Source organism: Virgibacillus tibetensis (genome assembly GCF_036026595.1).
Lineage (GTDB): Bacteria > Bacillota > Bacilli > Bacillales > Amphibacillaceae > Virgibacillus_P > Virgibacillus_P tibetensis.
The window spans coordinates 883,744-899,890 of the sequence record NZ_JARZFX010000001.1 but is presented as its reverse complement, the minus strand read 5'-3'; the positions used below and the strand labels follow the sequence as shown (position 1 = coordinate 899,890).

Sequence of the window (16,147 nt, the reverse complement as noted above, 5' to 3'; positions counted from 1 at the left end):
TTTTATTTTTGTTTTTTAAAATAAAGGCAACTAAATAATACAGATAGCTATTATGATTGTAACAGATTGGAACAGCAGCCTATAGAACGTGACGGAAGTATATCTACCTGTGAAAAAAATAGATCAAATACAAACAAACTGTTTGACCAAAAATAATTTATAAGCTAAGATTTAACTAGATTAATGATTGTACCATTAAATTTTGTTTTCTTATTGTAACAGTTTATGTTATTCAAATAACTCTTGATTAGTAAATTTAATAAAAGGGTACAAGAATAAGAGCTAAATGGTACAGATTTTTCTTATGTTTTGGGTAGGCTAGTAGAGACTATATAAAAAGGATATAAAGAAAGGAAGAGGTGAACTATTTTGAAATATGTACTTGAAAATGTGGAGAGTCAGTTCGAAATGTTCCAGATTCTTAATGAGGATGGAAAGATTGTAAATAAGGATGATATGCCTGATCTATCGGATGAGGAATTAAAAGAGCTTATGCGCAGAATGGTTTATACACGTATTTTAGATCAGCGTTCAATCGCATTAAATCGTCAAGGCCGACTAGGATTTTATGCCCCTACTGCAGGACAAGAAGCATCGCAACTGGGAAGTCAGTTTGCTTTGGAAAAAGATGACTTTATTTTACCGGGATATCGTGATGTGCCACAACTTATTTGGCAAGGTCTTCCATTATATCAAGCATTTTTATTTTCCAGAGGACATTTCCATGGTAATCAAATGCCAGAAGGATTACATGCGCTTAGCCCACAAATTATTATTGGTGCACAGTATGTTCAAGCAGCAGGTGTTGCACTTGGGATGAAAAAACGAGGTAAAAAGACAGTTGCTGTTACGTATACAGGCGATGGTGGAACATCACAGGGTGATTTCTATGAAGGAATTAACTTTGCAGGTGCTTACAATGCCCCAGCGATTTTCTTCATACAGAATAACTATTTTGCGATTTCAGTCCCAGTAGAAATGCAAACAGCTGCTAAGACATTAGCACAAAAAGCTGTAGCTGCGGGTATAGAAGGAATTCAAGTGGATGGTATGGATGTACTAGCTGTCTATGCTGTTACTAAAAACGCACGGGATCGTGCAATCAGCGGGAAAGGCCCTATGCTAATTGAAACATTAACGTACCGTTATGGACCACATACGATGGCTGGGGATGACCCAACACGGTACCGAACAGATGACCTTGACACTGAATGGGAGAAAAAAGATCCAATTGTGCGCTTCCGTAAATTCTTGGAAAGCAAGAAATTATGGTCTGAAGAGGAAGAAAACAAAGTTATTGAAGAGGCAAAAGAAGATATTAAGAAAGCAATTAAAAAAGCTGATGAATATCCGAAGCAAAAAGTTACTGACTTTATAAAGAATATGCATGAGGAACTTCCAGTAAATCTGCAAGAACAACTGGAAGAATACAAAGAAAAGGAGTCGAAGTAAATCATGGCACAAATGACAATGATCCAAGCAATCACTAATGCAATGCATACAGAGCTGAAAAATGATGAAAATGTACTTGTGTTTGGTGAAGATGTTGGTAAAAATGGTGGCGTATTCCGTGCTACTGAAGGACTGCAAGATGAATTTGGTGAAGAGCGTGTATTTGATACGCCCTTAGGTGAATCAGGTATTGGCGGTTTGGCAATTGGGCTAGGTCTTCAAGGCTATCGTCCTGTTCCAGAAATTCAATTCTTCGGCTTCGTATATGAAGTAATGGATTCAATCAGTGGACAAATGGCTCGTATGCGTTATCGTTCAGGTGGAGCACATCATTCACCAATAACTATTCGGTCACCATTTGGTGGGGGTGTGCATACACCAGAACTTCATGCGGATTCTTTAGAAGGATTAATCGCTCAGCAACCCGGAATTAAAGTAGTAATTCCTTCCACGCCATACGACGCAAAAGGTTTACTAATTTCATCTATCCGAGATAATGACCCAGTGTTGTTCTTGGAACATATGAAGCTTTATCGATCATTTCGTGGAGAAGTTCCTGAAGAAGATTATGCTATTGAATTAGGGAAAGCGGATATTAAACGTGAAGGTAAAGACGTAACACTTATTGCTTATGGAGCAATGGTTCATGCCTCGTTGAAAGCAGCAGAGGAATTGGAAAAGGACGGTATTGATGCAGAAGTTATTGATTTGCGCACCGTGTCGCCAATTGATTATGAGACTGTTATAGAATCAGTGAAAAAGACCAACCATGTCGTTGTTGTGCAGGAAGCTCAACGTCAAGCTGGTGTTTCAGCTAACATAGTAGCCGAAATCCAGGAACGGGCAATTTTGCACCTTGAAGCGCCTGTATTGCGCGTTACAGCACCTGATACTGTTTATTCTTTCTCAGCTGCTGAAGAAATTTGGTTGCCAAATTACCAAGACATTGTAGATAAAGTAAACACCGTAATGAACTTTTAAATAGTAGATAGGAGGTAGTAATAATGGCATATGAATTCAAACTGCCGGATATTGGTGAAGGCATTCATGAAGGCGAAATAGTTAAATGGTTTGTCAAAGAAGGCGAAGAAATCAAAGAAGACGATGTGCTTTGTGAAGTCCAAAACGATAAAGCCGTGGTAGAGATACCTTCTCCAGTTGAGGGTACAGTGAAAAAAATTCATGTTGAAGAAGGTACGGTTGCAATTGTAGGTGACACGCTTATTACCTTTGATGCAGAAGGTTATGAGTCAGATGATGACGCTTCTTCCGATGGGACAGAAGAACAGCCTGCCACTGAGGAAAAAGAAGAAAAGAATCAAAAAGAAGAATCAAAAGAAGAAGCACAGCCCGTGAAAGAAGATTCTGAAACAGATGGCAAACGTGTTATTGCAATGCCGTCAGTAAGAAAGTACGCACGTGAAAATGACGTGAGAATTCAATCTGTTACTGGTTCTGGTAAAAATGGCCGTATATTAAAAGAAGATATAGATAGTTTCTTAAATGGTGATCAGCCATCAGAAACAACTGGAGCGGATGAAGCACCTGAATCATCTAAGGAAGCTGAAACTTCGAAAGAAGCAAAAGCACCTGCAGCAGCAAAAGGGGAGTACCCTGAAACTCGTGAAGCAATGAGTGGAATCCGAAAAGCAATTGCCAAAGCGATGGTTAACTCGAAAACGAAAGCTCCACATGTGACATTAATGGATGAAGTAGATGTTACAGAGTTAGTTTCACATCGTAAGAAATTCAAAGCTGTTGCAGCCGAACAAGAGATTAAATTAACGTATTTACCATATGTGGCAAAAGCGCTTGTTTCAGCGTCGAAAAAGTATCCTATCCTAAACGCTGCTGTTGATGATGAGACAAATGAGATCATTCACAAGCAATATTATAATATAGGTATAGCAGCAGACACGGATAAAGGCTTGCTGGTACCAGTAGTTAAGGACGCAGATCGCAAATCGATTTTTACAATTTCTAAAGAAATTAATGAATTGGCAGAAAAGGCTCGAAGTGGTAAACTTACATCTGAAGAGATGAAGGGTGCGTCAAATACAATAACAAACATTGGTTCTGCTGGTGGACAGTGGTTTACTCCGGTTCTTAATTATCCAGAAGCAATTATCCTTGGAATAGGACGTATCGCTGAAAAACCTGTAGTACGTGATGGAGAAATTGTAGTTGCTCCAGTACTCGCATTATCCATGAGTTTTGATCATCGCATTGTTGATGGAGCGACTGCCCAGTTGGCTTTAAATCAAATTAAGCGATTATTGAACGATCCACAATTAATTATGATGGAGGCGTAAATTATGGTAGTAGGAGATTTTCCGATTGAATTGGACACATTAGTTGTTGGTGCAGGACCTGGAGGCTATGTTGCTGCTATTCGAGCTGCACAGTTAGGTCAGAAAGTTACCATTGTAGACAAGGGAACACTTGGTGGTGTTTGTTTGAATGTAGGATGTATTCCTTCTAAAGCATTGATTGAGGCAGGTCATAAAGCTCAGCATGCCTTTGGAAGCGAAGACTTGGGGATCAAAACTGAAAATGTTACGGTTGATTTCTCGAAAGTTCAAGAGTGGAAGGGAAGCGTAGTTAACAAGCTGACCTCCGGAGTTGAAGGACTTTTAAAAGGGAATAAGGTAGACATTTTAAGTGGAGAAGTATACTTTGTTGATAAAAACACTGCAAAAGTGATGGATGAGAAAAATTCTCAAACATACACGTTTAATAACTGTATTATTGCAACTGGATCCTCACCGGTTGAAATTCCATCTTTTAAATTCTCTGATCGAGTGCTGGATTCTACAGGTGCACTAAATCTAGAAGAAATACCTAAGAAAATGGTAGTAATCGGTGGAGGCTATGTCGGTACTGAACTAGGTTCTGCTTACGCAAACTTTGGTACTGAAGTTACCATTCTAGAGGGTACTAAAGATATACTTGGCGGTTTTGAAAAGCAGATGACACAGTTGGTTAAAAAAGGTCTTAAGAAAAAAGGTGCCAAAATTGTTACTGAGGCCATGGCTAAAGGCGTTGAAGAAACAAAAGATGGTGTTAAAGTATCTTATGAGCTTAAAGGTAAAGAAGAAACAATTGAAGCTGATTATGTATTAGTTACAGTTGGTCGTCGCCCAAATACCGAGGAAATCGGCTTAGAGCAAGTGGGTATTGAAACTGATGATCGCGGTTTAGTTAAAATTGATGACAAATGCCGAACAACTGTAGATAACATTTATGCAATTGGAGACATTGTTGCAGGTCCAGCACTTGCACATAAAGCATCTTATGAAGGGAAAGTTGCCGCTGAGGTTATCAGTGGTGAAAAATCTGTAATTGATTACGTGGCAATTCCAGCAGTAGCATTTACAGACCCGGAGCTTGCGACAGTTGGATATAATGAAAAGGAAGCTAAAGATGCTGGGTATGATGTTAAAGCTTCTAAGTTCCCATTTGCAGCAAATGGACGTGCACTTTCATTAAATAATAGTGATGGTTTCATGAAACTGATTACACGTAAGGAAGACGGCTTGGTAATTGGTGCCCAAATAGCAGGTCCTAACGCAAGTGATATGATATCAGAACTTGGCCTGGCCATTGAAGCAGGTATGACTGCTGAAGATATAGCACTTACTATACATGCTCACCCAACTTTGGGAGAGATTACAATGGAAGCTGCTGAAGTAGCTTTAGGTACACCTATTCATATGATGAAATAAAAATTAACACAAATAAAGAGAGAGCTGCAGCTCTCTCTTTATTTGTGTATGGTTTTCTCTAGCAATAGTACTATTTCTTTTTTTGTTTTCTGACCGGAAATCTGAGTGACTAATTGTCCATCTTTTGTAATTATTAGTGCGGGGTGATCTGTATCTAGCATTAAATCCAGTTCCTCTATATTTTTTTCTATTTCTTGGGCATTATTAAATTCTCTTGGGTATTTGGCTTTGAACTCTAAAACAGCATCCATATAAGTATCTTCTACTGACTGACTTGCATTATTGGTTAAAAACATAACATTATAATCCGACGGTTGAAATGAAATAACATTTACCATAGCACCTGTGTTTTGACATCCTGATATAAATAGTAGGAATAAAATTATAGGTAAGTATTTTTTACTTTTAATTTTGAACACCTTCCTCTTTTGAACAAGTGGAAACTAATTAACCTCAGTTTAACAAAAACATAGGGGGATGAATTGAATGTTATAGAACTGTTATACAAATGAAACTAGCTTGTAGATAGGAGTAATATACTTATAATATTTCAATAACAAAAGGTTAGACCTGTTATGGTCTAACCTTTTGTCCTGTTATTATTTTTTTTACTAAGTTCAATTTCTTCTGCTTCCTCTCTAAACGATTTTATTAGAGAGAAAATAATTAAAATCATTATTATTGAGAATGGAAAGGCAGCTATGATTGAGGCTGTTTGTAACGCTTCTAATCCACCCTGCCATAATAGGACAGCTGCTGCACTTGATTGAATAATACCCCATATGAACTTGACGCGGTTTGGTGGGTAGAGACTGCCACCGGTTGTTTGCATCCCGAGAACAAATGTTGCTGAGTCAGCTGATGTAATAAAGAACGTGCTAATCAGTAGAATGGCAATAATGGACATTACAATGCCTAGTGGGAAGTTCTCAAAAACAGCGAATAGAGCCGCTTCCGTGCCATGGTCTTTAACAGCACCAATTATATTTGTACCTTCGAAGTATTCCAAATGAATTGCTGTCCCTCCGAAAACAGTAAACCATAGTGCACCAAAAATAGTCGGAACTAGTAAAACGCCCAAAACGAATTCTCTTATCGTTCTGCCACGAGATACGCGTGCAATAAATGTTCCTACAAATGGGGCCCACGCGATCCACCAAGCCCAGTAAAAGATTGTCCAATCTTTAATCCAAGTAGTATTATCTTCATGGAATGGTGTCATTCGTAAGCTCATACTTGGCAGGTTTTGTAAGTAACTACCAAAAGAAGTTGTAAATAAATTCATAATGAAGGTGGTAGGTCCTAGAAATAATAAGAATAGCATTAACATAATTGCTAGAATTACATTCACATTACTTAAATATTTGATGCCCCTGTTTAATCCAGTCATGGCTGAAATCATATACAGAATCGTGACGATGCCGATGATGATGAGCTGCAGCAGGACCGATTGCTCTAAGTTTGTAATAAATGCCAGCCCGCCACTAATCTGAATAGCTCCAAAACCTAAAGAGGTAGCTACGCCGAAGATGGTAGCAAAAACAACGATAAAATCAATAAGTGTACCCCAGGCTCCTTTCATGTGATCGCCAAATAATGGTTCTAAAATAGAACTCACTACCCCGGGAGATTGCCTGCGAAATTTAAAATATGCCAATGCTAACGCAACAGTTGCATATATTGCCCATGGGTGCAGTCCCCAATGGAAGATGCTGTACTGCATTGCTGTTTTTGCTGCATCATTTGTACCAACCTCCCCATAAGGTGGGTTGTGAAAATGAGAAAGTGGTTCAGCTGCTCCCCAGAATACTAAACCGATACCCATTCCAGCACTAAACAGCATTGCAAACCATGTTAAATAATTATATTCCGGTTTATCACCAGGTTTGCCAAGTTTTATATTGCCATACTTAGAAAATATAAGATAGATCGCAAATAATAAGAAACCAGTTGCACTAAGTAAATAAAACCAGCCAAATGTATCCACTAAGTAGGTTTGAATAATGGTAGTAATATTATCCAGGTTTCCATTTGGTAAAACAGATGAAGGTATGACCCCCCAAATAATAAATAGAACTGCTACAGTTGCTGAGATGTAAAATACGCGAGTTACTTTTTTCATAGTGAGTATCCTTTCGTCAATGAATTTTACAAAGTCAATCAGGTTACTATTTAAACATAAGTTACATCCACGTTCAATTTTTTAACGCTTCATTACTATTCCCTGACTAAATTAATATAATGCAGTGTCTATTTTGCCTGTACCCTTGGTCTCTTTTACTTAAACAGTACAGGCGTTTTAACTAACTTGGGAGATAAGTATTGTCACTATCTCTTAGTATCAACTATAATAGAATAATTACTTATAAAACATCAGGAGGAAATATAATGAAGAGAATAATAAGTATTTTACTTTTACTATTCCTGGTTTTTCTTGCTGCATGCACGGATGGGGAAGAAGAGGATAAAGAAATTATATCCTCACCGAAAGATCAGGAAGAAACACATGAAGATGACCAAGCTCAGCAGAGTACAGAAGAAGATGATAAGGAACGGTCTGAAACGGAGTCAGCAGAGCCAGTTGATAAAATACAAGAGGAACCAAAATATGAAATAGCTGAAGACTGGTCAATCACTCCTATTAACGGCCAGGCAAATGAACAGGTTGTGCTGCTGACAATTGACGACGCTCCAGATGATTATGCCGTAGAAATGGCTAATACCTTAAAAGAATTAGATGTAAATGCTATTTTTTTCGTAAATGGACATTTTCTAAATACACCTGAAGATGAAGAGAAGTTAAGAGAGATTCATGAGATGGGGTTTGTAATTGGAAATCATACATATAGCCATCCAAACTTACGGGAAATATCTGAAGAAGAACAAACAGAGGAAATAATTTCTTTAAGTGACCGGGTGGAGGAGATAATAGGAGAGCGGCCATTATTTTTTCGTGCCCCACATGGAGCCAATACAGATCATTCGAATCAAATTGTTAAAAATGAGGGAATGGCAGTAATGAATTGGACCTATGGCTATGATTACTTTGAGCCTTATATGGATGCTGAAAAACTAACAACAGCTATGATTACAGGTGAAGGTCCAGAAGTAGATGTACCGTATTCGTTACTTAAACCAGGAGCTAATTTATTAATGCATGACAGAGAGTGGACTGCAGCAGCTCTAGAAGATATAGTTACTGGGCTGCAGGATAAAGGGTATGAGATCGTTGATCCTAATTTAATACGTACAAACTAGTTTTGTGATAAAAAGCTGATCAACAACTTTTGTTCAGCTTTTTTGATTGCAAAGAATTAAGGTCTGCTTATTGAACAGTTCCTTCCTTTTATTCTCGAGGACACAGAAAAACTTAACTTTTTAACTAGAAAGCGAACGCAAATCAACGGCTTCTATATACACTTTTGTAATATCATCGTGGACTTTTTCAGAGATCAGTTTATTCCCTGCAACGAGGGGATTAATATATAGGCGATGTCTACCAGGTTCACTTTTTGATTACAAATAACATATATTACTAATGTGATATACTATTTAACGCTTGATTTTTCCAATGTGCCATATTATAATATGAATACGTTATCATAACTACTAATCAAAAAGGAGTTGGACCAAATGGGTACAATTGTTTGTCAAGACTGTCAAGAGATAATTGAGCATTTTGATGAAGAGAAAGTAACAACCCTTTATGGAACATGTCCTACGTGTAACGAGAAGTAACTATATTATATTATTGAAATAAGAGCTGCAGCATAATGCAGCTCTTTTGTGTGTTTGGGCTCCAGAACGTAACTGGCAGCTGCCTAACTATGGAGGAGCTGTCTATAGAAAGTAATTCGCTGACTAGTTAAAAAACCGCTAACCAACTGTAGTTTAAGTAGTGATAGCCAAAATTAACTGATCAATGGTAGGATGAAAACATAACTGTTCAAGGGGGATAATTTAATGAAATGGAGAAGTCGGGTTACAGAACTGTTAGAAATTAAATATCCAATTATTCAAGGGGGACTTGCTTATCTAGCGTATGCAGATTTGGCAGCAGCCGTCTCCAATGCAGGTGGCTTGGGGCAAATTACGGCAATGAGTCTGCCGGATGCTAATAAGCTGCGGGAAGAGATACGTAGACTTAAGACAATGACTTCAAAGCCGTTTGGAGTAAATTATGCAATTGGACAACATGGTCGCGCATATGAGCATATGGTAGAAGTGGCTATCGAAGAAAAAGTTCCTGTTATTTCTGTAACTGGTGGTAATCCCAAAGGTGTAATGGATATGGTACAAGGGCACAATATTAAGAAACTAGTGCTTGTTGCTGCAAGAAGGCAAGCTGAGAAGGCAGAAGAACTAGGTGCTGATGCTGTTATGGTAGTAGGCCAGGAAGGTGGGGGGCACTTGGGTCGTGGAGATGTTGGTACATTGGTTTTAACCCCTCAGGTGGTCGATCATGTATCTATCCCTGTTATTGCTTCTGGTGGTATTGTTGATGGCCGTGGTATGATGGCTGCTCTTGCCTTAGGTGCAGAAGGGATTGAAATGGGCACGAGATTTATCGCTACTAAAGAATGTATTGACGCACATGAGAGCTATAAACAGGCAATACTAGATGCTGATGAGAATTCCACTGTAGTAATAAAAAGATCCATCGGAACACCTGCCAGAGCCTTGAAAAACGCTTGGACAGATGAGATTCTGCGTATTGAAAAGTTGGACAAGGGATATGAATCTCTAAAAGATTACATAAGTGGAAAAGCAAATCAGCGTTATATTCATGATGGGGAGGAAGGCAAGGGTTTTGGCTGGGCTGGACAAGGCGCAGCAAGAATTAATGCTATTCCTACAGTTGATGAAATGATCCAAGCAATGATAAAGGATGGAGAAGCTATTAAGAGAAAATGGAGTATTACAACAAGGGGGTGAATATTCAGTGGAATATAATTATCCAATGGATGAAACGTGGACAAAAGATGAAATAATTGACGTGGTGAATTTTTTTGCCTTGATAGAACGAGCATACGAAGAAAAGGTTAAACGGGATGAACTTTTGTCAATGTATCGGCTATTTAAACAAATTGTACCATCAAAAGCTGAGGAAAAAACGATGTTCGCTGATTTTCAAGATAACTCGGGATACTCAGCATATCATGTTATAAAAAAAGCAAAGGAGTCACAGGAAGCTGTGATATCAATGAAGTGAGACAACACCCTTTCTGGGTGTTGTCTCGTTTCTTATTTGCTGCTCAATGCTTTTTGATAAAAAGGCAACAACCTCGTATACGTTTCCTTTGCTGTTTTTAAAAATTCATTGCCACTTACTACGCGCTTATCATTGACAGGTAACTGTTGTCCGATTAGAAACTCAGCCTTTTTCACATCGCGAAAACGTTCGACATCTTTTAATTCTAAATCCGGAAGTGCTATGGAGTCTTTTTTCATATGATCTAGTGAAACTACATAGTTATCAGGTAGTTCTTTAAGTTCATCAAAGCTGTCAATAAAGCTTTCAGCAATAGCCTTCTTATGATCCAATTCATATATGAGTGCTAACCAAATGAAAACATGATCATCAAATAACCCTACCTGAAAATGAGGGTGTTTCTTATAACCACGTTTGTTGTCAGCTATTGCCAGCCATGTATCTTGTGGGGGATTGACTGTTCTGCGAGCATGCTTTGCAATATGTAAATACACTTCGTTTCCTAATTGAGCAGATAAATAATCCACCAGATAACTTCCAATTTCCTGAAATTTAGGTTGAATCCGTGTTTGTATTGCTTCCATTCTTCCTTCTAAACCATCTATAGAAAAAGTATCAAAATCCTTTTGCTCAAATCCGTTAAATGTCATAGAGTTCCTTCCTTCCTTCTTTTCCAGACTACATTATAATAATTATTAATTATATGAGAGTTACAGTCAAGTTATATACTTACATTCCTCACGTATCAGGTTTAAAACTAACCATTTTAGGGGAAAGTTAGTAAATAAATAGTTAGTTTTAAAAAAAATATTGAACCAAAATGCAAAATTAGTCATAAACATATAAAAAGTAATCTGAAGGGATGTGGATAATTTGAAGTATGTAATGGAGGTATTAAGGCGTAAAGAAGCACAAGAGAAATTACCGGTAATTCGAATGGAAATCGATTATGAACTTGTCACACTTTACGATGCGCTGCAGGCAGAAGATACAGTTCAAATAATAAAAACGAAAGAACGTCTGGAACAGTTGAGAATACAACTGCTTGAAATACAAAATGAATAGCGTTTGAACTGGCCTTCAATACTATATCACTAGATATACATATTGGGGTCATCATTTTAATATCGCTTATAGTAACCTATGCAATGACTATACACCTCCAATTTGTTAGTATAACACTATAAGTTAAAGATGGAGGAATAGATATGAAGTCAGAGATTCGTGATAATTTATTTGATCAGGCAATGGAATGGGTAATGAGTGCCGGAGCAAATATAAGAAATAAAATTAATGATCCATTGGAGATTGATACCAAGTCGAATGCCAATGATCTGGTTACAACAATGGATAAAGAGACAGAATACTACTTCGCAACATGTATCAGAAATAAATATCCAGAACACTTCTTATTAGGTGAAGAAGGTTATGGAGATAACATAACTACTATGAAAGGTACAGTCTGGATCATTGATCCAATTGATGGGACGATGAATTTTGTTCATCAAAAAAGAAACTTCGCTATTTCTGTTGGTATCTACCATGAAGGGGTAGGGGAAATTGGATTTATATATGATGTGATGGCAGATGTCCTTTATCATGCGAAACGAAATGAAGGGGCGTACAAAAATAATGTAAAGCTACCTCATTTAAAAGAAGATCTAAACTTAGAAGAATCTATAATAGGCTTAAATCACTTCTGGCTATGCACCAATCGTTTGGTGGATGAGAAAATTATGCAGGACTTGGTGAGGACAGTTCGAGGAACAAGAACTTATGGTTCTGCTGCTCTGGAATTTGCTCATGTAGCAGAAGGTATAATGGATGGATACTTAACGATGCGCCTAGCTCCATGGGATATTGCAGCCGGATTAATTTTAGTTAAAGAAGTCGGTGGGATAACCAGTAATATAGATGGAGATCAAATCAATATTCTCGAAGCAGGCTCTGTAGTAACTTGTAATACGAGCATACAAAGCAAATTGCTTGATTATTTACAGAAAGGAAGAAAGTGACTCAAACTGATGAGTCACTTTCTTTTTCGTTTCAAAGATATGCCGTATCCCATTATAGCAAACCCTAATATAATAAATAATAAAATTAACCAAACATTGCGAAAGGCTATTGCTACCCCTACTGCTATAAACATAAGTATAACTAACATGGCTAAGAGGAGCATGGGAATGTTAATATTTTTCATATGAACACCTCTATTTCTATCTAAATCAGTATATCTTAAAATAAGCAGTTATTCAAAAAAATTTACAATAGTAATGATTTAACTAGCATGTAAGAAGAAGATTTAGTATGATAGTACAAGAGTTTGAAGGTAACTAAACATAGAAATAAACGCTTAAGAGTTAAAGCAAAGTAATGGGGGAGACAGATGGATACAAACTTCAGTCTTATTTTTGATTTCATATTGGATTATTATGGTACCAGCAATATTTTTTGGATATTTTATGTGTTAAATCTAATATTCGGAGCGCTATCGTTTCAATTAGGTTTTGCAAGAAAACTGCCACTGATAAAAACTATATTTGTATATATAATGCTCGCTGTAGGTACTTATATATTGACTATATTCAGCATATTAAAGCTTCCTATAACTGAAAGCCTGCTAGTTGTAGCAATTGTGCTGGCAATTTATCGGTTGAGATTGTATAAACAAAGACAAGCAAAAGAATAGTGACAAATTAAAACGCCCCTAATGAAAAATCAGGGGCGTTTTACAATTCGGCCTTTTATTGAAGAAACTTAAACCGACATGTAATTTTATATAAAATCATCAGGTTGCTTTTTTTCTTCATATAGTTGAAATTTCCCGGTAGCATGGCGCTGCTTTGTTTTATCCCCTATACGGTCATAGCAAGTTTCACATAAATACATATGGATTCTGCGATTTCTTAAACGTTTAGCCTGTAAGGAATAATCTTCTATTGAATGTATGTCATCACATATAACGCATTTTACTTGCATCACTTTCACCTCAAAACTGGAAATGTTTTAATGCACTGACTATTTAACCCTGTAAAAACAGGGGTTATCAATCGGTAACTATGCTTAAATATAATATTTCCTTAAATTGTAACACAATAGGGCCTAGTAATAGAAGTGGGTGCTTTATGTTTTATAAAAGATTATAAGGGAATAGATATAGTACAGATAAATAATGATGAAAGCGGGAGGGTAATTCAATGAAGAAACGCTATATACTTTCAGCTGTCGGTACTGCAGGTGCTATTAGCGCGACAGCTAGTTACTTTCTAAAGAATAAAACGAATCGAGACAAGTTAAAACAAAAAGTAAACCGCGTTACTACTAAATTCAAGATGAATGCGGACAAACCAAATGCGAGTACATTTGATTCGGCAGGAGCCCCTGATCAAACAGAAACTATGGACGAGGCGCAATTGGAAAACGCTAAGATGGTATCGGAAGGCTCACAATTTGGAGTACACTATTACAATAATGTGAAAGAAAAAGAAAATAATTATTAAAAAAGAATAAATGAAAAAGAAAGTGGTGACTAACCAATTGGCTGGTCACCACTTTCTTTTTTATTCATTTTGGTGATGGGATTGCTCACCCTCTATTTCTTCTAACTTTTGTCTATCTTCTTCTGGGAGAATTTCTTTGTTTTGATCCGGTTCTTGTGGTTGGTCATTATTTATTGGAAATTCTGGCATATACCTTCCAACAATTGCAGCTAACTCATCTACCACACCACGTACTGGATGACCTTGACCAATTTTATCACCCATCCCGCGAATTCGCTCCACTACGTCAGCATCAGCTACTACTACTGCTGTCTTACCATATGGGTCATGATAAAGTGCTTCTAGCACAGAGTATTTTATGGTCCCAACACGTGAACGGTCTAAGTCCTTATCGACATTTATACCAACTACTGCATATGGTCCAGCCACGACTGCTGCTGCATCATATACGTTTGGGACATTACTCGCAATATTAGCTAAATGGGAGGCAATTTCTCCATTATTTAAATTTTGTTGCTCTACAGGATCAGAATTCTCAACCTGAACAAATCGGTTATTATTATTTTGTTCTTCTCTTGCTAAGGGTTCTTCCCTATTTTCCTGTTGGCAGCTAACTAACAGAATTATACTTACAATTAAAATTACAGCTACTCGTAACTTCACAATGCATTCCTCCTAAATAGTATCCATACGGTTATTTTGGATGGAATGGCATAAATTATACAAAGAAGCTGCTACAATATAATTTGTAACAGCTTCATTTGCTATTTATTTAATAATTACTTTGGTAATATTTTTTATAGGATTTTCTCTGTTGGAACCATCTTTGTAATATAAATGGACAGGCCCATCCTCTTTTAGGGGCTTTCCATCTCTTGCAAATAAGAAGTAGCTGTTTATGAGTTCATCAAGCGAAATGGTTACCTCTCCACTTGCGGTAACCAGTATAGCAGCCGAAGCAATTGAATCTATTTCAGCATTTGCAAGAAAATCATCTAGTGGCATGACGTAGGAGCTCTTTAGAATTTTTTCGCGTTCAAATCGTTTAATGCTTTTGTTCACTGGTGGGTTTATTTTTTGTTGATAAACTTCTCGATCCCATCGTTTGGAAGCATTTTCTAGTTCATTGTCTTCGTTTTCACTATCAAGCGTGTTCACGTTACTGTTAAATGCTTCTTCCAGTAATATTTTTCTATCATCAAAAATCCAAACAGTTGGATCTAAGGTGATTGCGTATGTAACTTTTCCAGTTATTGGAACTATCATTATATTCACCTCTTCTAAATTATCTTTACTAAGGATAGCAGAGATATAAAAAAAATTCACTTTTTGTGATTTTTTTTAATTTCGTTTGCATTTTTCTGTGGCTAACGATACTATATATAATAGAAAGTCTTTTTAATGGAGGGGATGTATTTGATGCCTGAGGTGACTGTAGATCATCGTGAAAAAGCCTATGCCCTTCTAAAGGCTGATGCTGATAAAATTTTACGGCTAATTGAAGTTCAAATAGAAAATTTGACGATGCCACAATGCCCCTTATATGAAGAGGTATTAGATACACAAATGTTCGGACTCTCAAGAGAGATCGATTTTGCTGCACGTTTGAACTTAATCAGCGAGAATGAAGGTAAAGCACTTCTCGAAAATCTTGAAAGGCAACTCAATATACTGCATGAAGCAGCACAGAAATCTGTGTAATTAGACTACTGTTCTCGTGTTGTTATTTCATGAATTAGCAAAAACTTTGCCTACAACAAAACTGGCGAAGTTTTTTTGTTTTAACATCAAAAATGAGTGCATTACATTTAAATGTGATATACTAATAGCTGAAAATGTTACACTATTAAGCGCATTGCGTTAATTAAGTTTATTCTGGGATGCAAGTTCTTCCAGGGAAGTATTAAATATTTCAAAGGGTGGTGTAATTTTAACGAAAAAATAGACAGAATTGCCCTTCAATATCGTCGAATTAGTGGGGGATGAATGGCTATTTTTATTTTTTGAGAAATAAAAAGCAAAACTTATGACAGTTAAAGAAAATTTTGATAATATAAATAAACGTACATTCGGAGGTGGCAAAGCGAGTTCTTGAATTAAAAATACAAAATTTATCCAAGTGAAATTCGATGTGATACACTTAATAGTTGGCTTTCCATCTGTGTCAGCAATACAACTCTGCACTTTTGGATAAACAAAAGTATTACTAAAAGCACGGCGAGGTTGACGCAAAAGGAATTACAATTAAAAAACAACAC

20 protein-coding genes are annotated in these 16,147 nt (G+C 36.9%); 13 read left to right on the top strand and 7 right to left on the bottom strand.

Annotated elements, in window-relative coordinates:
• Positions 1-369: 369 nt before the first annotated feature.
• Genes pdhA through lpdA form a run of 4 tightly spaced genes read left to right on the top strand, consistent with a single transcriptional unit; the run spans position 370 to position 5,177 of the window.
• A complete protein-coding gene (gene pdhA / locus QGM71_RS04910; protein ID WP_327606388.1) occupies positions 370-1,452 on the top strand; it encodes a pyruvate dehydrogenase (acetyl-transferring) E1 component subunit alpha in 1,083 nt (360 codons plus the stop codon).
• A 3-nt stretch (positions 1,453-1,455) separates the two neighbouring features.
• Positions 1,456-2,433: an alpha-ketoacid dehydrogenase subunit beta gene (locus QGM71_RS04905; RefSeq protein WP_327606387.1), complete on the top strand. Its 978-nt coding sequence runs from the start codon at positions 1,456-1,458 to the stop codon at positions 2,431-2,433.
• A gap of 23 nt (positions 2,434-2,456) precedes the next feature.
• Entirely contained in the window at positions 2,457-3,764 is a 1,308-nt protein-coding gene (locus QGM71_RS04900) for a dihydrolipoamide acetyltransferase family protein (protein ID WP_327606386.1), read from the top strand.
• 3 nt (positions 3,765-3,767) lie between these two features.
• Positions 3,768-5,177 carry a dihydrolipoyl dehydrogenase gene (gene lpdA, locus QGM71_RS04895; RefSeq protein WP_327606385.1) on the top strand — a complete coding sequence of 470 codons (1,410 nt, stop codon included), beginning with the start codon at positions 3,768-3,770 and terminating at the stop codon, positions 5,175-5,177.
• Between the two features lie 38 nt (positions 5,178-5,215).
• Here the strand turns inward: lpdA and QGM71_RS04890 are convergent, their stop codons facing one another.
• Complete coding sequence (locus QGM71_RS04890; protein WP_327606384.1) at positions 5,216-5,596, bottom strand: hypothetical protein; 381 nt, start codon at positions 5,594-5,596, stop codon at positions 5,216-5,218.
• 161 nt (positions 5,597-5,757) lie between these two features.
• Positions 5,758-7,299 carry a glycine betaine uptake BCCT transporter gene (locus tag QGM71_RS04885; RefSeq protein WP_327606383.1) on the bottom strand — a complete coding sequence of 514 codons (1,542 nt, stop codon included), beginning with the start codon at positions 7,297-7,299 and terminating at the stop codon, positions 5,758-5,760.
• Positions 7,300-7,565: 266 nt separating this feature from the next.
• Here QGM71_RS04885 and QGM71_RS04880 point away from each other — a divergent pair, with 266 nt between their 5' ends.
• The 4 genes from QGM71_RS04880 (at position 7,566) to QGM71_RS04865 (ending at position 10,389) form a co-directional block, all read left to right on the top strand.
• Entirely contained in the window at positions 7,566-8,435 is an 870-nt protein-coding gene (locus tag QGM71_RS04880; RefSeq protein ID WP_327606382.1) for a polysaccharide deacetylase family protein, read from the top strand.
• A gap of 375 nt (positions 8,436-8,810) precedes the next feature.
• Entirely contained in the window at positions 8,811-8,915 is a 105-nt protein-coding gene (locus QGM71_RS04875; RefSeq protein ID WP_327606381.1) for a GapA-binding peptide SR1P, read from the top strand.
• Between the two features lie 225 nt (positions 8,916-9,140).
• Entirely contained in the window at positions 9,141-10,112 is a 972-nt protein-coding gene (locus QGM71_RS04870; protein ID WP_327606380.1) for an NAD(P)H-dependent flavin oxidoreductase, read from the top strand.
• 7 nt (positions 10,113-10,119) lie between these two features.
• Positions 10,120-10,389: a UPF0223 family protein gene (locus QGM71_RS04865; protein WP_327606379.1), complete on the top strand. Its 270-nt coding sequence runs from the start codon at positions 10,120-10,122 to the stop codon at positions 10,387-10,389.
• 32 nt (positions 10,390-10,421) lie between these two features.
• Here QGM71_RS04865 and QGM71_RS04860 read toward each other — a convergent pair whose 3' ends face one another.
• Positions 10,422-11,039, bottom strand: coding sequence for a YktB family protein (locus QGM71_RS04860; protein WP_327606378.1), 618 nt, complete (start codon positions 11,037-11,039; stop codon positions 10,422-10,424).
• Between the two features lie 223 nt (positions 11,040-11,262).
• On the opposite strand from QGM71_RS04860, the gene QGM71_RS04855 reads away from it, so the two are divergent.
• Together QGM71_RS04855 and QGM71_RS04850 are read left to right on the top strand one after the other, a co-directional pair.
• A complete protein-coding gene (locus QGM71_RS04855; RefSeq protein ID WP_327606377.1) occupies positions 11,263-11,454 on the top strand; it encodes a hypothetical protein in 192 nt (63 codons plus the stop codon).
• Between the two features lie 143 nt (positions 11,455-11,597).
• Positions 11,598-12,404: an inositol monophosphatase family protein gene (locus QGM71_RS04850; RefSeq protein WP_327606376.1), complete on the top strand. Its 807-nt coding sequence runs from the start codon at positions 11,598-11,600 to the stop codon at positions 12,402-12,404.
• A gap of 14 nt (positions 12,405-12,418) precedes the next feature.
• On the opposite strand, the gene QGM71_RS04845 is transcribed toward QGM71_RS04850, so the two are convergent.
• Positions 12,419-12,589 carry a DUF5325 family protein gene (locus tag QGM71_RS04845; RefSeq protein WP_327606375.1) on the bottom strand — a complete coding sequence of 57 codons (171 nt, stop codon included), beginning with the start codon at positions 12,587-12,589 and terminating at the stop codon, positions 12,419-12,421.
• A 186-nt stretch (positions 12,590-12,775) separates the two neighbouring features.
• On the opposite strand from QGM71_RS04845, the gene QGM71_RS04840 reads away from it, so the two are divergent.
• A complete protein-coding gene (locus QGM71_RS04840; protein WP_327606374.1) occupies positions 12,776-13,078 on the top strand; it encodes a YlaH-like family protein in 303 nt (100 codons plus the stop codon).
• Between the two features lie 86 nt (positions 13,079-13,164).
• Here QGM71_RS04840 and QGM71_RS04835 read toward each other — a convergent pair whose 3' ends face one another.
• The gene (locus tag QGM71_RS04835) at positions 13,165-13,368 is read right to left on the bottom strand and encodes a YlaI family protein (RefSeq protein WP_327606373.1); all 204 of its coding nucleotides are present in this window, start codon (positions 13,366-13,368) and stop codon (positions 13,165-13,167) included.
• A 218-nt stretch (positions 13,369-13,586) separates the two neighbouring features.
• Here QGM71_RS04835 and QGM71_RS04830 point away from each other — a divergent pair, with 218 nt between their 5' ends.
• Positions 13,587-13,889 (top strand): hypothetical protein, encoded by a 303-nt coding sequence (locus QGM71_RS04830; RefSeq protein ID WP_327606372.1) that lies wholly within the window; start codon positions 13,587-13,589, stop codon positions 13,887-13,889.
• A 60-nt stretch (positions 13,890-13,949) separates the two neighbouring features.
• Here QGM71_RS04830 and QGM71_RS04825 read toward each other — a convergent pair whose 3' ends face one another.
• Both QGM71_RS04825 and QGM71_RS04820 read right to left on the bottom strand, forming a co-directional pair.
• Positions 13,950-14,552, bottom strand: coding sequence for a YhcN/YlaJ family sporulation lipoprotein (locus QGM71_RS04825; RefSeq protein ID WP_327606371.1), 603 nt, complete (start codon positions 14,550-14,552; stop codon positions 13,950-13,952).
• A 105-nt stretch (positions 14,553-14,657) separates the two neighbouring features.
• Entirely contained in the window at positions 14,658-15,155 is a 498-nt protein-coding gene (locus QGM71_RS04820; protein WP_327606370.1) for a hypothetical protein, read from the bottom strand.
• A gap of 153 nt (positions 15,156-15,308) precedes the next feature.
• Between QGM71_RS04820 and QGM71_RS04815 the strand changes: the two genes are divergently transcribed.
• Positions 15,309-15,590, top strand: coding sequence for a YlaN family protein (locus QGM71_RS04815; RefSeq protein WP_327606369.1), 282 nt, complete (start codon positions 15,309-15,311; stop codon positions 15,588-15,590).
• Positions 15,591-16,147: the final 557 nt, after the last annotated feature.